This is a genomic window from Enterococcus sp. S53 (genome assembly GCF_016516865.1).
Taxonomy (GTDB): Bacteria; Bacillota; Bacilli; order Lactobacillales; family Enterococcaceae; genus Enterococcus_D; species Enterococcus_D innesii.
The window spans coordinates 49,673-67,243 of record NZ_JACVUH010000014.1 but is presented as its reverse complement, the minus strand read 5'-3'; the positions used below and the strand labels follow the sequence as shown (position 1 = coordinate 67,243).

Sequence of the window (17,571 nt, the reverse complement as noted above, 5' to 3'; positions counted from 1 at the left end):
AGCATGCTTTTTCTTTTTGATGAGGGCTTTTCGATTATTATACGATTCACTTATTGTGCGTAATGCGCACGAGGACCACCAATATATTTAGGCCGTGATCCCAGAGCTGTGACATGGGCAGCGCCGAGGGTCTTAATAGAGGGACGGATCGGGATTTGTACATGTTTGACATGCATGCCGATCGCTGTGTCACCAATATCGATGCCAGCTTTTGCCACTATGTGCTCCACTTCAATAGGCTCATCGAACAGCTGGAAAGCCGCAACTGAGCAAGCCCCGCCTGCATGCATCTGGGGCACTACAGCGACTTCTTCTAAGTGATAGAGCTGAGCCGTTTTAAGCTCAACGGCTAAAGCCCGATTGAGGTGTTCACAGCCTTGAACGGCTAAATGAATGTTTTTAGGACGCAAGATCGCTCGCAGTGTTTCGACGATGATCATGCCTACTTCTTGACTGGAATTTTTGCCAATCAAGCCGCCAACGACTTCACTTGTTGAACAGCCAAGGACAAAAAGATCGTTTTCACCAACGTTCGCTGTCGTAATGACTTCTTCAACGATCGTAGTTAAATCCGTTTTTAATTGATTGATATCTGTCATAAGAATCACCTTTCATTTAAAGAAAACTTTTTCGTGCGGCGCAAGGCATGCGTCAGGGGTAAAGCAACGATGCTGCCAAAGACCGTTTGGATCAAATTACTTGGAATTGAGGCGATCCCAGCGCCTAACCCGAATAGCAAAACTGTTGCTGCTGCGTAGCCGGCGATCATGATCAAGCTGCCGACAATGACGGCTGCTAGTGGCCGGTGGCTCATTCTGCCTACGATCCAGCCTTGTACACCATGAATCACGATGGAAAAGAAGGCCCATTCAGGGTAACCTGATAGAAAATCAATGATGCCGCCGCTCATTCCACCGACGAAGGCCCCGGCGCTAGGACCAAACAAAAGGGCCGAGATATAGATCCCTGCTTCACATAAGGTCACAAAACCCTTCGTTTGCGGAACAGGAATGATAAAGGTCAAAGAAAGTGCACACGTGAGTGCCGTCAGCATAGCGATCGTGGTTAAATTTCTTACTTTCATACGTATTCATCCTTTCTGAAGTAGGCAAGTTGATTGACGTTTCCGGAGGTACCTAAAGGTAGCCCCTCTTCGATTCCTGCCCAAACAAATGCTTTTGCAGTTTGAACAGCTGTTTCCAATGAAGTACCTTTGGCAAGTAAAGCGGCAATCGCCGATGAAAGGGTACAACCAGCACCGTTGGTTGTGGGTCGGGTACTTTTTTCTGCTTCAAAAACAGTATACTGTCCAGAGTGGTATAAAAGGTCGTAGGCTGTTTCCCCGGTTAGTCGACTGCCACCTTTGATCAGAACATTTGGGGCACCAAGCGCATGGATTTTTTTTGCCGCCGTTTTCATCTCCGCTAAGGAGGTAATCCTTTGTCCAGATAAGTGTTGTGCTTCGAGTAGATTAGGTGTCACTAATGCTGTGTAAGGAAACAAGGAGATCAATCCTGCTTGATAGGAGTGGTTAAAGGCGGTATCTCCTTCTTTAAAAGCAAGCACGGGATCGAGCACGATCGGTCCGGTAAATGCTTGTAAAAAATCCCGCAGCAATTCAATGATGGCCGTTTGATGAAGCAGCCCAATTTTGATTGCATCTAGGGATACGACCGAACGCAGTGAATCCAGCTGTGCTTGGATCACAGGCTCAGGAAAATCATGGAACAAAAGATCATCGTTAATGGCGACAACACAGGTCAATAAGGCATGACCAAACACCCCGAATTCCTCAAATGTTTTCAAATCCGCCGTCATGCCGCCGCCTGCCAAACTGTCAAGACCGGCGATCGATAAGACTTGTTTCATGTCTGCTGCTCCTTTCATTTCTCATTTCTTTCTATTATAAACAGACGGAAAAAAAGAAAAACGGCCAATTGGATGTTTTTTCCTCATCCAATTGACCATTTGCTTATTTTTCATTTAGTAAATCCCGTTCTCGATACCATTCATCGGGACGCCAGATCCATTCAAACCCATCGGCAGCTAAGAGATCATAGGCAGCTTGGGGTCCCATCGTTCCTGCGGCATAGTTTGGAAAATCAGGTGTTTCTTGGTCCCAAGCGTGACGGATCACATCAACGATGCGCCAAGATTGGGCAACTTCATCCCAGTGGGTAAAGTTAGTGCCATCCCCGTTCAAAGCATCTAAAATCAATTTTTCGTAGGCTTCAGGGGTGTTTTCGACGATTTCAGTACTATTTCGGTAATCGAGCTTCACTGGCAATGTTTCAAACCCTTGGCCAATCTCTTTTCCGTTCAAGGAAAGAGAGAAGCCTTCCGTCGGTTGAATGTAGATCGTCAGCACATTCGGTGCCAAACTCTCGATTTGCTTTTGTTCATTCAGGTCTTGCTTAAAGACATTGACTGGGACTTGTTTAAAGACAATGTTGATGCGAGTGCCTTTTTCCGTCAAGCGTTTCCCGGTGCGTACATAAAATGGTACGCCGGACCAGCGGAAGTTATCGATCAAGAATTTCCCAGCAACGAAGGTTTCCGTTGCCGATTTTTCATCGACATTGGCTTCTTCACGGTAGCCAACAAATTTCTTGTCTTCTAATTGTCCTTTATCGTATTGACCACGAACGAAGTGTTGTTTCACTTCTTCTTCGGAGTAGATACGGATCGCATTTAAGGCTTTGATTTTTTCTGTCCGTAACTCTTTTTCAGAAAAAGCTACTGGCGGCTCCATGGCTAATAAGGAAAGGATCTGCAGAATATGATTTTGGACCATATCTTTTAAGGCGCCGCTCTTATCATAATACCCACCGCGTTCTTCAACACCTAAGTTTTCTGCGATATTGATCTGAACATTGTCAATGTACCGATTGTTCCACATCGACTCAAAAATGTTATTGGCAAAACGAATCGCAGAAATGTTTTGGATCATTTCTTTTCCTAAATAATGATCGATCCGGTAGATTTCTTGTTCTGTAAAGACTTGATTGATCTCTTCATTCAATTCTTTTGCTGAGTCATAGTCGCTTCCAAATGGTTTTTCGATGATCACCCGATGGTAGCCGTCAGTATCCAGCATCCCTTGGGATTTCAAGTGAGAAACGATCGTCCCAAAGAAGTTAGGAGACATCGCTAAGTAAAAAATTTGATTGCCTTCTAAATGGTATTTTTGATCTAAGGTTTCTGCTAAATCTTTCAATGAATCATAATGACTCGTATCTGTTACATCATGTGATTGGTAGTAGAAATGAGAAGCGAATGTCTCTGCTTGTTCTTGTGAGTCGCTCAATTCTTTGATCGTACCTATTACTACTTCACGATAGTGTTCATCCGACCAAGGACGGCGAGCAGTACCAATGACTGCAAAATCTTCTTTCAAATCGCCTTTTTTGTACAACCGAAACAAAGAAGGGTATAGTTTGCGTTGGGCAAGGTCGCCCGTACCGCCAAAAATCGTAAAAAGGACCTTTTTTTCCATCATCTTCACTCCTTACAGTTTATCGACAAAAATCGTGCTGGCGGCTTTGTAGCTGACAGCAATTTCTTTTGTATCATTTTTGATCGTAATCGGACCCTCGTATGCTGCCGCATCGATGATCTCGTATTCTTCATGAATATTCAATTGGATCGAAACGAGGTAATCCAGCAGTTCTCGTTCGTCAAGGACACGGGCGATACGAATTTTTGTTCCTACCGGATAGGAACTCATGGTGTTTTTTTCGCCTTCGTGAATGAGTTCTCCTTGTTCAGGGATCATTCCGCCATGTGGGCAATACCGAGGATGATCAAGGTAGGCTTCTAAGCGGCTCGCCAGTGTTTCCGAGGTGACGTGTTCTAAAACTTCTGCGTCATCATGAACTTCATTCCATGAGTAATGCAGGTGCTCCACAAGAAAGACTTCCCATAAACGATGCTTGCGGATCAGAGCACTTGCAGAAGCTAAACCAGTTTCAGTCAACTGTACCCCTTGATAAGGTGAATGTTCCACTAAGCCTTCTTTTAATAATTTTGAAATCATTTCACTTACTGAAGCTGCTGAGACGTCCAGACCTGACACGATTTGTTTGTTATTGATTTTCTTTTGGTCACCACCAAGCTCTAAGATGAGCTTTAAATAATCTTCACGATTTGGTGTCATCGGATCCATCCTCTCTTATCAAAGACTATCAAAGTAGATTTTATCAAAAAAGCCGGCTGATTACTACGAAAAAGCCGCCGGTTTCCAATATTCTATGTAAAAGAAGGCCGAGGGGAGCAACTCCACCTCAGCCGTTTTTTATTAAGCCCAGTCACCATTGCGGAAGACAGGAACCGTGGTGCCATCTTCTTTGATGCCATCGATGGACATTTGGTCAGAGCCAACCATGAAATCTACGTGGGTTTGGCTGCGGTTCAAACCAGCCGCTGCCAGTTCTTCTTCACTCATCTCAGTGCCGCCTTGCAAGCTGAAGGCATAAGCGGAGCCTAAAGCCAAGTGGTTTGAGGCATTTTCATCGAACAACGTATTGAAGAAGATGATGCCGGATTGTGAGATAGGGGAAGGATCCGGAACTAATGCGACTTCACCTAAAGATTTTGCTCCTTCATCGATTGCTAGCAGTTTGCCTAACACTTCTTCGCCTTGTTCCGCAGAAAAGTCCACGACTTTGCCGTCTTTGAAGGTGAACTTCATCCCAGAGATGATAGTGCCTGCGTAGCTCAATGGTTTCGTACTTGAAATATAGCCATCGATGCGACGATTATCTGGGGCAGTAAAGACTTCTTCTGTTGGCATGTTCGCCATGAATTTTTCATTGCGGGTATTGTAACTGCCAGCACCTTCCCACAAGTGGTTTTTAGGCAAACCGATGATCAAATCGGTACCCGGTGCCGTATAGTGCAGAGCACTGAATTGTTCTTTGTTCAATTCTTCAGCTTTAACTTGCAAGGTTTCATCGTGTTTTTTCCAAGCTGCGACAGGATCTTCTTCATAGATACGTGTCGTTTTGAAAATTTGATCCCAAAGCTTGTCTTGTGCTTCTTCAGGGGAAGCGTCAGGGAATACTTTTTGGGCCCAATCTTGACCAGCCGCCGCAACCACAGTCCAGCTGACTTTGTTGGCTTGTGTTGCTTGACGTAATTTCATCATCGCTTTACCAGAAGCAGCTTGGAAAGCGGCCACTCGGTCTGAGTCGACGCCCGCTAACGCATCGGGATTGGCAGAAACGACACTGATGCGGCTAGCACCTTTTTCAACCCAATCTTCTGTTTGATCAATTTTATGCTGAGGAATCGTAGACAAACGATCTTCGGCCGCATGAGTAAGAAATTCTTTTTGGATCTCATCGTCGGTCCATTGGACGATTACTTCGTCTGCACCTAATTCATACGCTTTTTTCGTCAATAGACGAGCTAAAGGTGCTTGGTCCACGGCGATTTGGATGACGATCGTGTGCCCTTTTTGGACATTTACGCCAACTTCAGTGATCAGTTGGGCATATTTTTCAAGGTTCTGATTAAAGTTTGGTAAAACCATTAAAATTCCTCCATTTATTCTAAATTTATAACTGTCTTCATGATAGCACTAAGTATTTTTGAAAACAAACGAAAAAGTGAGCAAAAAAACAGTGGTCTTCAAATTGAAAAACTGGAAACACTAAGGGCAATAATTTTAAAAGTTTTTTTGCAAACTTAAAAAAACATGATACAATAAGTAAAAGGTATTTCTGAAAGCGATGTATAGCAGAATTAAGGAGATTAAAAAATTATGGCAAGAAAGAAAACTATTACTAGAGACCAGATTTTAAAAGCTGCCTATGAAGTTGTCGCAACCGAAGGATTTACACGTTTTACCGCACGCAATATCGCAGCGAAGATGAAATGTTCAACGCAACCGATCTACTTAGAATTTAAAAATATGGATGACTTAAAAAATGCATTGATCAATCAGATTTACGACTACTTAGCGACAGAAGTCTTTCCAGTTGAGAGACGGGGAGATGTCATCGTTGACTTAACGTTAAATTATATTGGCTTTGCAAATAAAGAAAAACGATTATACCGAGCGCTATACTTAGAAGAGCATGGTGGTGGGGATTCCATGCAACAGTTTTCATTTGACCTTTTTGTGAAATCAGTGAAAAAAGAACCAAAATATCAAGATCTATCTGATGTTAAATTACAATCATTGCATACTGGTGTCTGGATCGTCGCTACTGGCTTAGCGGCATTGATGTCTTCGGGAATCATTCATCCGACAGAAGATCAGATTGCTAAGCTGATGACAGAAACCACCGATAATATTTTAGCAAGAGAAACACCCATCGATATCAGTTATCATTAAGCAAACAATAAACCTCCGACAGAATCAATTGATTTTGTCAGAGGTTTTCTTGTTTTATTCAGCGAATGTTTCTGCGAGTTTATTGGCAAAGGCTTCTAAGTTTTGAATATCGTCTTCTTCTGCAGCCAAGTCAACTTTGACGCTGTCTGCTCCTTTTGTCGCACCAGTTTTGCTAAAGGCGGCTTCAAAGTCATCAACGGATTTACAAAAGTCATCATAAAACGTATCGCCGGAGCCACAGACTCCAAAGATTTTGCCGCTTAAATCAAGTTCTTGCAAATCTTCATAAAAATCGACGATCTCATCCGGTAGTTCTCCGTCTCCATATGTATACGTTGCGACGATACAGATATCAGCATCTTCAAAGTCATCTGCATCCACTTGGGTACACTCATTCATTTCTACTTCCATGTCAAGATTTTCAAGGGCTTCAGAAACGATATCCGCAATTTCTTCCGTATTCCCCGTCATGCTTGCATAGACGATTTTTGCTAAAGCCATGGGCTTTTTCCTCCAATCTCATTCCTATTCTCAAGGAAAACTCTCTTACAGATTATAGCAAATGCAAGAAAGTTTGAAAACAAAACTTGAAAAACTCTTTACAATGTCTGTGAATTTTGTAAAATAAGGGATTTCTATGGTAAAATAAGAGGAATTTAATTAAGGGAGACGAGAACATGATTACATTAAAATCTGCCAGAGAAATTGACCGCATGGCCGAATCCGGCGCGCTGTTAGCAGATGTCCACAAACAATTACGCAGTTTCATCAAACCAGGTATCACGAGTTGGGATATCGAAGTGTTTGTCAGAGATTATATTGAAAGCCACGGCGGCATCGCTGCCCAAATTGGTTTTGAAGATTACAAATATGCCACTTGCTGCAGTATCAATGATGAGATTTGCCACGGGTTTCCTCGAAAAAAACTATTGAAAGACGGCGATCTGATCAAAGTCGACATGTGTATTGATTTAAAAGGCGCCATTTCTGATTCTTGTTGGAGTTATGTCGTAGGGAACTCGACGCCTGAGATTGATCGATTAATGGAAGTAACCAAAAAAGCGTTGTATCTAGGAATCGAACAAGCCCAAGTGGGCAACCGAATCGGTGACATCGGTCATGCCATTCAAACGTATGCGGAAAAAGAAGGGTATGGGGTTGTGCGTGATTTCGTAGGACACGGCATTGGCCCAACGATCCATGAAAGTCCGATGATCCCTCACTACGGAGAAGCCGGCAAAGGGTTACGTTTAAAAGAAGGAATGGTTATTACCATCGAACCTATGATCAATACAGGGACGTGGAAAATGAAAATGGATCCTAATGGCTGGACCGCCTATACATTAGATGGCGGCTTAAGCTGCCAATATGAACATAGTTTGGCGATCACCAAAGATGGTCCGAGAATTTTAACTTCTCAAGGAGAAGAAGGAACCTACTAAATTTTGATGGTAGAAGACTTCTGATTGTTACGTATGACAAAGAAAAAAAGGCAGATGATTCGCTGGCGGAGGAAGAAACATGAAAATCGTTGATAAAGTAAAAAGCAATCAAAAGCTGATGCGTTTCATTGAAACAACGCAAAATAGAATAACCGATTCAGAAATGGGGACTACATCAGTCGTTGTGGCCTACTATTTATTGCTTTCACTTTTCCCGTTAATGATTGCGCTGGGGAATCTTTTGCCTTATTTATCAATTGATCCGAACACGGTTTTATCTTATGTACAGGAATTGATCCCGAATCAAATCTATGATTTTATCGGACCAGCGATCGAAAATCTCCTCACCACTAGCTCTGGCGGGTTGTTATCGATCTCCGCCTTGGCTGCGTTGTGGTCGGCGAGTCAAAGTATCAATGCCTTGCAAATTGCGATGAATAAAGCCTTCGGTGTGGACCAGCGTTCCAATTTTATCGTGGTACGCGCAGTATCATTTGTGATCATCCTGCTGTTTATGATTGCGATCGTTGGGGTTACGATGGTATTTGGGCTTGGAAAAATCATTCTTGATTTTTTACAGCCGATTTTTAAGTTTCAAGACAATCTGATCGATACGTTCCAAACAGTCAAATGGCCAGTCACGATCGTTGCTTTGCTGTTCATCATGATGCTGATCTATTGGTTAGTGCCGAATGCAAAGGTCAAGTTGCGTTCGACTTTGCCGGGGGCGATCTTTGCAACGATTGGCTGGATGTTGCTGTCACAAGTGTTTGGCTTATACGCCCGTTACTTTGCTGCGAAAATCATTGGCTATCAAATTATTGGAAGTTTTATTGTTTTAATGATCTGGTTGAATCTTGCTGCGACGATTATTATCTTGGGTGGAATCATCAACGCAGTGGTAGAAGAGTATGTATCAGGACAAGAGATCAAAGAACGAACAGATCCTGTTCAGCGGATTTCTTCGAAAATCGAGGATACATTTACCAATAAAGAGAAATAACGGAAAGCGAGAATAAACGATGGATTTTGCATTCAAATTTGTAATGCGCTTATTTATAACAATGATCGTGTCTTTAATCCTAACACCGATCATTAAATTGATTTCTTTTAAGATCGGCGCAGTCGATCGACCAGGAGATCGACGAATCAACACCAAAACAATGCCGACCGCAGGGGGATTAAGCATCTTCCTCTCCTTCTCTTTTGCATTGCTTTGGGAATTTCGCGCAATGATTCCTTTTGACTACGTCTGGCCGATGCTTTTAGGGGCAGCCATCGTCGTAGTTACTGGATTATTGGATGATATCTTCGAGTTGACCCCTATGCAAAAAACGCTAGGCTTGACGTTAGCGGCTTTGGAGATCTATTTTGTTGCCGGCATCAAAATCAGTACGGTTTCGATCCCTTATCTTGGGGTTTTTGATTTGGGGTGGCTTGGACTGCCTATGACCATCCTGTGGATTTTGGCGATCACGAATGCAGTCAACTTGATTGATGGTTTGGATGGTCTAGCGAGTGGGGTCTCTATTATCAGTCTGACGACCATTGGGATCATCAGCTACTTCTTTTTACCGAATTCAGTTGAAGTACCGATGGTGATCTTTACGCTGATCGCCGCGATCGTTGGCTTTTTTCCTTATAATTTTTATCCAGCCACGATTTTTTTAGGGGACACTGGGGCACTTTTTCTAGGTTTCATGATCTCCGTCCTATCGTTGCAAGGCTTAAAAAATGCGACCTTCATTACAGTGGTTACCCCGATGCTGATATTAGGAGTACCGATCACGGATACCGTCTATGCCATGATTCGCAGAAAATTTAATAAACAAAAAATCTCATCGGCGGATAAAATGCACTTGCATCATCGCTTACTTTCCTTAGGGTTTACCCACCGTGGCACGGTCTTGACGATCTATGCCTTGGCGATGGTGTTTTCATTTATTGCGTTATTGATGAATTATGCCAGCAACACCGCAATCATTTTACTGATCATCAGTACAGGATTCGGTATTGAATTGTTTATCGAATTGATTGGTTTGGTAGGAGAAAATCGTCAACCATTAATGTGTGCACTGAAATTCCTGGGAAACCGTCGATTCAGGCAAAAAGTCCTCATGGCGCGGGCAGAAAAAAGACAAGACAAGCAAGAAGAGGGAAGTGAGGATTTGGATTTGGCTTCCAGTGCTTCTCAAATCAAAGAAAAGCGACGAAAGAGAAAACATTACCAAGCAAAACACAAAAAATAAACGATACAATTGCGGCATAGGAGCCCAACAGGTGAAACGAATGTGATTGATCATTGAAGAAAAGACAGGAGCAGCCAGTGCTTCTCCTAGTACTTTCTCTCACGATCAGCTGACCATGATTCAATCAACCCGTGGGCCCTTCTTGCCGCTTTTTATTTGTGTAAAACGGCCCGGCATAAAATAAATTCCTACTGAATCCTTCCGTCTTGAATTGACGGATCTAGCCCATAACGGCTATACTTAAAAAGAGTAGCAGACTAATTAAAGAAAGAAGGATATGAACGAATGCCAAATGTGAAACAAATAACCTCAGAAAAAATGGGGACGATTTATGAGCTTTCTAATGATAGCGGTACCATCGTAAGACTAAGTCCTGAAGGCGCACGCTTATTGGATTGGGTCGTTCCAGTAGAAGAAGGCCGCGACATCGTGGTCGGTTTTGATACGATCGAAGGACATCGCCAAGCACGTTATTATGGCGCAACGATCGGCCCTGTGGCAGGAAGGATCGCCGGTACTCGCTTTGAGATCGACGGACAAGAATACCAAACGGAAGACAATGATGGTGGCAATACGCTTCATGGCGGTTCCAAGGGACTTGACACCGATATCTGGATCGCTGAAACCTTTGAGGAAGCAGACAATGTCGGCGTGATTTTTACTACCACACGGCAAGATGGCGATGGCGGCTTCCCGGGAAATGTTCGTTATCAAGTCACTTATACGTTGACGAATGACAATGAACTATTGCTTGCTTATGATGCCAACACAGACAAAGCGACTTTATTTAACCCAACGAACCACGGTTATTTCAATTTGACAGGTGATACGCAACAGCCGATCGATGACCACTTGGTTCAAATCAATGCCGAACATGTGGCTGAAACGAATGACGATGTGACGACCACCGGTGAAAAAACGCCTGTCGCAGGCACAAAATTTGATTTTAGACAAGAACGCCCGATGGGAACGACGATGTTGGATGATCCGTTCTTATTGGATCATGGGCAAGAATGGGATCTGAAAGTAACCAGTCCCGATCAAAAAGTGCAGCTGACTGTAACCACCGACCGTCCTGCTGTTGTTATTTATACGACGGGTGAAGGAGAAGCTGGTGCACCAATGAAGACCGGTCCTTTTGCCAATCATGGCGGGATGGCGATCGAAACACAAGGTGTTCCTGGCTCTGAAAAATTTCCCCACTTTGGTGAGATCGTACTGCGCCCAGAAGAACCCTTCCACTCTGTGACGACGTATCAGGTCCACTTTTAAGCATAGGAACCAAATCATTTTTAATTAAATAGAAAAAAGCATTGTCAAAACGTAGAAAGTTTGGCGATGCTTTTTTTTGACAAAATCCGATTACAGATGTAAACTTAAAAATGTGAATCACTTATGAAAGGAAGTGGACAAATGCAATCTGTGGTCGAACCAATCAAAATCAGCGATTCTGAATGGGAAGTCATGCGTGTGATCTGGACATTAGGACAATCCGACGCGAAAGAGATCACCGCTTTATTGAGCGAAAATAAAAATTGGAAAGCAGCGACAGTCAAGACGCTTTTAGGACGACTCGTCAAAAAAGGCGTATTGAAAACAGAAAGCCAAGGAAAAAAATTTGTTTATTCGCCGCTTGTTTCCGAAGAAGCAACCGTTCGCAGCGCAGCTGAGAATCTTTTTTCTCATATTTGTGCCAAAAAAGTTGGGCAGACATTAGCGGAAATGATCCAAGAAGCAGCATTGACGGCAGAAGATTTGGCGATGCTCCAAACAGCAGTCGACCAAAAAGTGCCAGTAGCAGCGATTTCGTGTAATTGTATTCCTGGTCAGTGCCAATGCAAAACCCATGCAACAAAATAAGTAGCCAACGAACTGTTAAAAGAAATGAGGAATCGTAATGAAAAAAAACATGCAAATCAGCGGAATGAATTGTGCCCATTGTGCCGCAAAAGTTGAAAAAGCGCTTAGTGAAGTACCGGGTGTGAAAAAAGCCAAAGTGGACTTGAAAAAAGCTCGCGGAACAGTCAAGTTTGACGAGTCGCAAGTGACAGAAACAGCCTTAGTCAATGCGGTCACCGAAGCGGGTTATCAAGGGGTATTTGAGTAAGCAATGGAATTGCTAAAGTGAAAATGAAAAATCAAAACAAATGAAAAGTGTCCAGCCGCTTGAAGCTTTTGTATGAAGGAGCAAGACTGTGCGCACATGCAATGAAATAGGAAGGGGAATACTAGGATGAATCAGAAAAAAACGTCACCTGCAGAGAATCGTCAGACGTCAAGCCATCATAGGCATGAACCTAGGAATGAGCAGGATAATGGTACACAGGGACAAGAGCAACCTGCGCAATCACAGGTGGCAGAAGTCCCTGAGCCTAGCCATCAGATGAATGGGATGGATCATCACAGGGCGACATCAAAACAGCAGAAGCATGAAAACGCCGATAGTAACCATGCTCACATGGATCATAAGGATTCCAGTATGGACCATAGCCACATGGATCATGAGATGTCTGGCATGGATCACAGTCACATGGATCATGAGATGTCTGGCATGGATCACGGCCACAAGGACCATGAGATGTCTGGCATGAATCATAGTCACATGAATCATGAGATGTCTGGTATGGATCATAGTCATATGGATCATGGAATGGGTGGCATGGATCATAGTATGCATATGGGAAATTTCAAGCAAAAGTTTTGGCTATCCTTGATTTTGGCGATTCCAATCGTCATTTTATCACCAATGATGGGCATCGAATTGCCCTTTCAGTTCACGTTTCCTGGCTCAGATTGGGTCGTATTGCTTTTAGGAACGATTCTGTTTTTTTATGGCGGGCAGCCGTTTTTAAGTGGTGCGAAAATGGAATTGAAACAAAAAAGCCCAGCCATGATGACGTTGATTGCTATGGGGATCACGGTTTCTTATTTTTATAGTCTTTACGCGTTTATCGCCAATCATTTTCTTGCTGTTCCTCATGTAATGGATTTCTTCTGGGAACTAGCGACTCTGATCGTGATCATGTTGTTGGGGCATTGGATCGAGATGAATGCAGTTTCTAATGCTGGCAATGCATTACAGAAATTAGCAGAACTATTGCCAAAAGAAGTGATTCGGAAAAATGCGGATGGATCAGAAGAACAGATTCCATTAGAAGAAGTGACCAACAAAACACAGTTGATCGTTCGCTCAGGAGATAAGATTCCTACAGACGGAACGATCCTTGAAGGAGAAACAACGATCGATGAGTCGGCAGTTACCGGTGAATCCAGACGGGTACCTAAAACCATCGGCAGTACTGTCATTGGAGGATCTGTCAACGGCAATGGTACCATCACGATGGAAGTCACAGGAACTGGCGAAGACAGCTACTTAGCGAAAGTCATGGAAATGGTGCGAAAAGCCCAAGCTGATAAATCCCGCTTAGAAGCACTTTCGGACAAAGTGGCAAAATGGTTGTTTTATATTGCGTTAGTTGCTGGTGTCTTGGCCTTTGCTGTGTGGCTGTTTGTTGCTGACCTACCGACTGCTCTTGATCGAATGGTCACGGTATTCGTCATTGCCTGTCCCCATGCGTTAGGCCTAGCGATTCCCCTCGTGGTGGCTCGTTCAACATCGATCGCTGCCAAAAATGGCTTGCTCTTAAAAAATCGCAACGCACTGGAGAATGCGCATCATGTTGATTACCTGATCCTCGATAAGACCGGTACGTTAACAGAAGGAACGTTTACCGTAACTGGCATCGAGGCGACAGGTAGCCTTTCTGCATCAGAAGTACTCGCTTACCTAGCAGGTCTTGAGAAAACCGCCAATCATCCGATCGCAGAAGGCATTTTAGCCCAAGCTGAAAAGGAAAACATCACGGCCAAAAAGGCGACTGATGTTCAAACAAGGACGGGGATTGGTCTGGAAGGCGTGATCGATGGACAGAAGTGGTTGATCGTCAATCAAAAAGGATTGGAGCAATTAACCATTCAATATCAAGGGAACTCTTTGAAAAATTATCAAGAACAGGGCAATACCATCAGCTATTTGGTTCATGACGGCAAAGTGGAAGGGATCGTCGCATTAGGGGATAAGGTGAAACCAGAAGCGAGTCAATTTATTCAAAAAGTGAAAGAATTAGGCATCACGCCAGTTATGGCTACTGGGGACAACCAAGCAGCGGCGCAAGCCGTAGCCGATTACCTAGGAATCGAAGCCTCCCACGCGGCAATGTTGCCGGACGATAAAGAACGTCTAGTCAGTGACTATGTCAAAGAGGGCAAGCGCGTCGTAATGGTAGGCGATGGGATCAATGACGCCCCAAGTCTTGCAAGAGCGACGATCGGGATTGCGATCGGAGCGGGTACCGATGTAGCGATCGATTCAGCCGATGTCGTTTTGACGAATAGCGAACCTCAAGACATCTTGCACTTCTTGACTTTGGCGAAAAAAACACGGCGCAAGATGATTCAAAATCTCTGGTGGGGCGCAGGATACAATATTTTTGCCATTCCTTTGGCAGCTGGCGTCCTCGCACCGATCGGAATCATTTTGAACCCAGCAGTCGGAGCTGTCTTGATGTCTATGAGCACGATCATCGTTGCCATCAATGCAATGACCTTATCAATTGAAAAAAGCGGCGATTAGCCGCTTTTTTGTTTCTTTTCCTAGGAGCAGTGAAATACCTCTATAATCTGCTTCTGGATTTATGCTATAATGTGTTCGTTGAGACAAGGAGGACGTTGATTATGGAACTGAAGAAGTTGGATGTTCCCACTACTTCAATTACTGAAGTAAAAAAATCTCCGATGGATGTATTTAATCAAGCGCGAGAAGCAGGAACAGCAGTATATGTATTCAATCGTGAAAAAGTGGCGGGGGTCATGTTGACACAAGAACAGTATGAAACGTTATTGCAGGAATTAGATTATTTGCGTCAGCGACCGCTGATGGAAGAAGAACCCGAACAGCCCCCAGTGGCAGGGCTAGAGGAATTCTTACAAATCATGCGACAAGCACTGATCACCGGTGCCAGCATCTCGGCAAAAAATTTAGATGAGCGGATGGTGGCGTTAGGCTTCATCACTCGTAAAACAGGTTTTGGCGGTGTCGTCGATATGGTGAACGAATTGAAAGAAACAGGCAAGATTGTTTATCAGTTGCGCAAAAAACAAGACGGCAAATCGGTGACTGCTGAAGTCATTGGGGAACAAGACAATCAAACGCAATTATTTGATAAATTGATCATCAAAAAAATCTTTCTAAAAGAAAAATAAACGCTGGAACTTGTCCCAGCGTTTCAGACAGTAGACAAAGTACGGGTGTTTTCGTACTTTGTCTTTTTTTTGTAAAAAAATGGAGCTTTTTGACTTTTTAACACTGTGAAAGATACTGTCCATCCAACCAACAAAAGTTCCATCCAGTTACAGACTAGGTTTTAAGTCAGCCAGTAAGTTTTCCCGTCTTTCGTCCGTTGCATAAATCCGTATTCGATCAAATAACGTCGGACAGTGACGTAATCGGTGATCGCTTGTTTTAATACATCGTTGACGGCAGCTTCTGAATAATTTTTCTTCGGATCAAATTTTTGTGCCAGTACACTCAAGACAACGATCTTGCGCTTTTCTTTGCTGGGAAACTGTTTGATAAACCCCGTTTCATCAAAATAAGTAGCAATGATCTTTTCTCTTTCACTAGCCGTAATGGCATAGCGATCATCAAGCATCGTTGCCCCTTTGTGAGGCGGCAGCAACGGGGGATCTTGCAACAAGGACATGATACTTAGAAAAACAGTCGCTTGTCGCTGCTTTTCTTTTAGTTTAAAGCGATGATTCCTGACAGTCGAAGAAGAGATACCTAAGCGCTGGGCAATCACAGTATCGCTAACATCTTGAGCAAACAATTGTAAAATCTCCTGTTGGCTCTCTGATAAGCCTGTTTGTTCTTTGGGTAAAGCCAACAATGCGGATAAAACGGTTCCGTGATGCTCATTGATATGCTGTATCATTCGTTTTTTTGCCGTAAAAAAGGCGCCATCAACGGGATAGATTTCTTCTTTGTCGAAGGTCTCCTGACAAAATACGCAACAATAATCCGTTGTTGTTTCGACATATCCTTGCTGGTAATCAGAAATGGTAAACTCTTGATAAGGTTTCATTTTAGGTTCTCCTTTTATTGTTTATATATATGCTAACATAATTTGATTTTGTTTGTAAATAAGTAAATGAATTTATCGTTAGTAGATTAATTTCATCCGTTGCTTAAAATCGTCGCCTTTTTGTGTTAGGATTAACAACAATAGCGAATGAATTTGCTTAATTCAAAGGAGTGATACTATGGCAGACGTAAGCCAACGCTTCAATCACGAAGTGTACAATATAGCTGTTTCATTGATTCGTAAATTTGATGAACGGGTTTCTTCAATTCCTGATATTTTAAAGTTAACGTTAGGCGAGCCGGATTTCAACACACCGGAGCACGTGAAAAAATCGGGTGTCCAAGCAATTGAACAAAATTTCAGCCACTATTCTGGAATGGCAGGCTTAGCAGATGTTCGGCAAGCAGCCAGTCTCTTTTTGAAAAATAAATATCAGCTTGATTACGACTTTCAATCAGAAGTATTAGTGACGATCGGTGCAACGGAAGCAATCTCAGCTTCGTTATTAGCCACGCTGGAACCTGGTGATAAAGTAATTCTACCAGCACCAATTTATCCAGGCTATGAACCAGTCATCCATTTAGCTCATGCCCAACCGATTTATCTTGATACGACGAACAATGACTTTGTTTTAGCGCCAGAAGTTTTAGAAGCAGCCTTAAAAGAACATGGGGAACAAGTCAAGGCAGTCATTTTGAATTATCCCAGCAATCCAACAGGGGTCGTTTATACCCGAGAACAAGTCAAAGCATTGGCAGAAGTTTTAGAAAAATACCCCGTTTTTGTTATTAGCGATGAAATTTATAGTGAGTTGACTTATGATGAAACCCATGTATCCATTGCCGAATACTTGCGTGACCAAACGATCGTGATCAACGGCTTGTCGAAATCTCACGCGATGACTGGGTGGCGCGTCGGCTTCATTTTTGCACCAGAAGCCTTGACTGCTCAGATCATTAAGGTCCACCAATACTTAGTGACTGCGGCATCAACGATTTCTCAAAAAGCCGCAGTGCGGGCATTGATCGAAGGCATCAATGATGCAGAAGTCATGAAAGCCGATTACCGTGAACGCCGAGATTACTTGTTTGAAAAAATGACTGCCCTTGGTTTTGAAATGGCGAAGCCATCTGGTGCATTCTACATTTTTGCCAAAATACCAGCAGGTTTCAACCAAGATTCAATGGCTTTTTGTGTCGACTTAGCCGAAAAGAATCAATTAGCAATCATCCCGGGTATCGCCTTTGGTCCCGAAGCAGAAGGCTATGTTCGTTTAAGCTATGCGGCAAGTATGGAAAACTTGGTGGAAGCGATGGATCGCTTGACACGCTATATGCAAAGCAATTGATTCTACAAACGTTTCTTTCGTTTTTAGATAAAGTAAGCCCCCTCTGATG

18 protein-coding genes are annotated in these 17,571 nt (G+C 43.2%); 10 read left to right on the top strand and 8 right to left on the bottom strand.

Annotation, left to right across the window (positions count from 1 at the left end; genetic code table 11):
• Window positions 1–50 precede the first annotated feature (50 nt).
• The 6 genes from IAE45_RS15165 to IAE45_RS15140 all read right to left on the bottom strand — a co-directional run bounded on the left by IAE45_RS15165 (window position 51) and on the right by IAE45_RS15140 (window position 5,533).
• Window positions 51–599, bottom strand: coding sequence for a TIGR01440 family protein (locus IAE45_RS15165; protein ID WP_185932340.1), 549 nt, complete (start codon window positions 597–599; stop codon window positions 51–53).
• A 5-nt stretch (window positions 600–604) separates the two neighbouring features.
• Window positions 605–1,084, bottom strand: coding sequence for an ECF transporter S component (locus tag IAE45_RS15160; protein WP_015510153.1), 480 nt, complete (start codon window positions 1,082–1,084; stop codon window positions 605–607).
• Window positions 1,081–1,869, bottom strand: coding sequence for a bifunctional hydroxymethylpyrimidine kinase/phosphomethylpyrimidine kinase (gene thiD / locus IAE45_RS15155; RefSeq protein ID WP_142424772.1), 789 nt, complete (start codon window positions 1,867–1,869; stop codon window positions 1,081–1,083). Before thiD ends, IAE45_RS15160 begins: the two co-directional genes overlap by 4 nt.
• Window positions 1,870–1,972: 103 nt before the next feature.
• The gene (zwf, locus tag IAE45_RS15150) at window positions 1,973–3,499 is read right to left on the bottom strand and encodes a glucose-6-phosphate dehydrogenase (protein ID WP_077453514.1); all 1,527 of its coding nucleotides are present in this window, start codon (window positions 3,497–3,499) and stop codon (window positions 1,973–1,975) included.
• Window positions 3,500–3,508: 9 nt separating this feature from the next.
• A complete protein-coding gene (locus IAE45_RS15145; protein ID WP_008377371.1) occupies window positions 3,509–4,156 on the bottom strand; it encodes a metal-dependent transcriptional regulator in 648 nt (215 codons plus the stop codon).
• Window positions 4,157–4,297: 141 nt separating this feature from the next.
• Window positions 4,298–5,533: an aminopeptidase gene (locus tag IAE45_RS15140; protein WP_077453513.1), complete on the bottom strand. Its 1,236-nt coding sequence runs from the start codon at window positions 5,531–5,533 to the stop codon at window positions 4,298–4,300.
• A 231-nt stretch (window positions 5,534–5,764) separates the two neighbouring features.
• Here IAE45_RS15140 and IAE45_RS15135 point away from each other — a divergent pair, with 231 nt between their 5' ends.
• Window positions 5,765–6,340, top strand: coding sequence for a TetR/AcrR family transcriptional regulator (locus IAE45_RS15135; RefSeq protein ID WP_005228861.1), 576 nt, complete (start codon window positions 5,765–5,767; stop codon window positions 6,338–6,340).
• Window positions 6,341–6,394: 54 nt separating this feature from the next.
• Here IAE45_RS15135 and IAE45_RS15130 read toward each other — a convergent pair whose 3' ends face one another.
• Complete coding sequence (locus IAE45_RS15130) at window positions 6,395–6,841, bottom strand: flavodoxin (RefSeq protein ID WP_077453512.1); 447 nt, start codon at window positions 6,839–6,841, stop codon at window positions 6,395–6,397.
• A 176-nt stretch (window positions 6,842–7,017) separates the two neighbouring features.
• Here IAE45_RS15130 and map point away from each other — a divergent pair, with 176 nt between their 5' ends.
• The 8 genes from map (at window position 7,018) to IAE45_RS15090 (ending at window position 15,293) form a co-directional block, all read left to right on the top strand.
• Entirely contained in the window at window positions 7,018–7,782 is a 765-nt protein-coding gene (gene map, locus IAE45_RS15125) for a type I methionyl aminopeptidase (protein ID WP_142424770.1), read from the top strand.
• A 79-nt stretch (window positions 7,783–7,861) separates the two neighbouring features.
• Window positions 7,862–8,785 carry a YihY/virulence factor BrkB family protein gene (locus IAE45_RS15120; RefSeq protein ID WP_005237256.1) on the top strand — a complete coding sequence of 308 codons (924 nt, stop codon included), beginning with the start codon at window positions 7,862–7,864 and terminating at the stop codon, window positions 8,783–8,785.
• Window positions 8,786–8,804: 19 nt separating this feature from the next.
• Window positions 8,805–10,031 carry a glycosyltransferase family 4 protein gene (locus tag IAE45_RS15115; protein ID WP_086299204.1) on the top strand — a complete coding sequence of 409 codons (1,227 nt, stop codon included), beginning with the start codon at window positions 8,805–8,807 and terminating at the stop codon, window positions 10,029–10,031.
• A gap of 285 nt (window positions 10,032–10,316) precedes the next feature.
• A complete protein-coding gene (locus IAE45_RS15110) occupies window positions 10,317–11,303 on the top strand; it encodes an aldose epimerase family protein (protein WP_142424769.1) in 987 nt (328 codons plus the stop codon).
• Between the two features lie 141 nt (window positions 11,304–11,444).
• Window positions 11,445–11,891 carry a CopY/TcrY family copper transport repressor gene (locus IAE45_RS15105; RefSeq protein WP_142424768.1) on the top strand — a complete coding sequence of 149 codons (447 nt, stop codon included), beginning with the start codon at window positions 11,445–11,447 and terminating at the stop codon, window positions 11,889–11,891.
• A gap of 37 nt (window positions 11,892–11,928) precedes the next feature.
• Window positions 11,929–12,138, top strand: a complete 210-nt coding sequence (gene copZ / locus IAE45_RS15100) for a copper chaperone CopZ (protein ID WP_005228873.1) — start codon at window positions 11,929–11,931, stop codon at window positions 12,136–12,138.
• 126 nt (window positions 12,139–12,264) lie between these two features.
• Window positions 12,265–14,664: a heavy metal translocating P-type ATPase gene (locus IAE45_RS15095; protein WP_325123428.1), complete on the top strand. Its 2,400-nt coding sequence runs from the start codon at window positions 12,265–12,267 to the stop codon at window positions 14,662–14,664.
• Between the two features lie 101 nt (window positions 14,665–14,765).
• Window positions 14,766–15,293: a type II toxin-antitoxin system Phd/YefM family antitoxin gene (locus IAE45_RS15090; protein ID WP_005237249.1), complete on the top strand. Its 528-nt coding sequence runs from the start codon at window positions 14,766–14,768 to the stop codon at window positions 15,291–15,293.
• Window positions 15,294–15,454: 161 nt separating this feature from the next.
• Here IAE45_RS15090 and IAE45_RS15085 read toward each other — a convergent pair whose 3' ends face one another.
• Complete coding sequence (locus tag IAE45_RS15085) at window positions 15,455–16,174, bottom strand: DUF2087 domain-containing protein (protein WP_200126907.1); 720 nt, start codon at window positions 16,172–16,174, stop codon at window positions 15,455–15,457.
• Window positions 16,175–16,352: 178 nt separating this feature from the next.
• Between IAE45_RS15085 and IAE45_RS15080 the strand changes: the two genes are divergently transcribed.
• A complete protein-coding gene (locus IAE45_RS15080) occupies window positions 16,353–17,522 on the top strand; it encodes a pyridoxal phosphate-dependent aminotransferase (protein WP_096742372.1) in 1,170 nt (389 codons plus the stop codon).
• The last annotated feature ends 49 nt before the right edge of the window (window positions 17,523–17,571 follow it).

Bases quoted from the DNA above. Each gene is read 5' to 3' on its own strand.
- IAE45_RS15160 (WP_015510153.1), bottom strand. From the start codon at position 1,084: ATGAAAGTAAGAAATTTAACCACGATCGCTATGCTGACGGCACTCACG.
- IAE45_RS15095 (WP_325123428.1), top strand. From the start codon at position 12,265: ATGAATCAGAAAAAAACGTCACCTGCAGAGAATCGTCAGACGTCAAGC.
- IAE45_RS15120 (WP_005237256.1), top strand. From the start codon at position 7,862: ATGAAAATCGTTGATAAAGTAAAAAGCAATCAAAAGCTGATGCGTTTC.
- IAE45_RS15110 (WP_142424769.1), top strand. From the start codon at position 10,317: ATGCCAAATGTGAAACAAATAACCTCAGAAAAAATGGGGACGATTTAT.
- IAE45_RS15165 (WP_185932340.1), bottom strand. From the start codon at position 599: ATGACAGATATCAATCAATTAAAAACGGATTTAACTACGATCGTTGAA.
- IAE45_RS15130 (WP_077453512.1), bottom strand. From the start codon at position 6,841: ATGGCTTTAGCAAAAATCGTCTATGCAAGCATGACGGGGAATACGGAA.
- zwf (WP_077453514.1), bottom strand. From the start codon at position 3,499: ATGATGGAAAAAAAGGTCCTTTTTACGATTTTTGGCGGTACGGGCGAC.
- IAE45_RS15145 (WP_008377371.1), bottom strand. From the start codon at position 4,156: ATGACACCAAATCGTGAAGATTATTTAAAGCTCATCTTAGAGCTTGGT.
- IAE45_RS15080 (WP_096742372.1), top strand. From the start codon at position 16,353: ATGGCAGACGTAAGCCAACGCTTCAATCACGAAGTGTACAATATAGCT.
- IAE45_RS15135 (WP_005228861.1), top strand. From the start codon at position 5,765: ATGGCAAGAAAGAAAACTATTACTAGAGACCAGATTTTAAAAGCTGCC.
- copZ (WP_005228873.1), top strand. From the start codon at position 11,929: ATGAAAAAAAACATGCAAATCAGCGGAATGAATTGTGCCCATTGTGCC.
- IAE45_RS15105 (WP_142424768.1), top strand. From the start codon at position 11,445: ATGCAATCTGTGGTCGAACCAATCAAAATCAGCGATTCTGAATGGGAA.
- thiD (WP_142424772.1), bottom strand. From the start codon at position 1,869: ATGAAACAAGTCTTATCGATCGCCGGTCTTGACAGTTTGGCAGGCGGC.
- map (WP_142424770.1), top strand. From the start codon at position 7,018: ATGATTACATTAAAATCTGCCAGAGAAATTGACCGCATGGCCGAATCC.
- IAE45_RS15115 (WP_086299204.1), top strand. From the start codon at position 8,805: ATGGATTTTGCATTCAAATTTGTAATGCGCTTATTTATAACAATGATC.
- IAE45_RS15140 (WP_077453513.1), bottom strand. From the start codon at position 5,533: ATGGTTTTACCAAACTTTAATCAGAACCTTGAAAAATATGCCCAACTG.
- IAE45_RS15090 (WP_005237249.1), top strand. From the start codon at position 14,766: ATGGAACTGAAGAAGTTGGATGTTCCCACTACTTCAATTACTGAAGTA.
- IAE45_RS15085 (WP_200126907.1), bottom strand. From the start codon at position 16,174: ATGAAACCTTATCAAGAGTTTACCATTTCTGATTACCAGCAAGGATAT.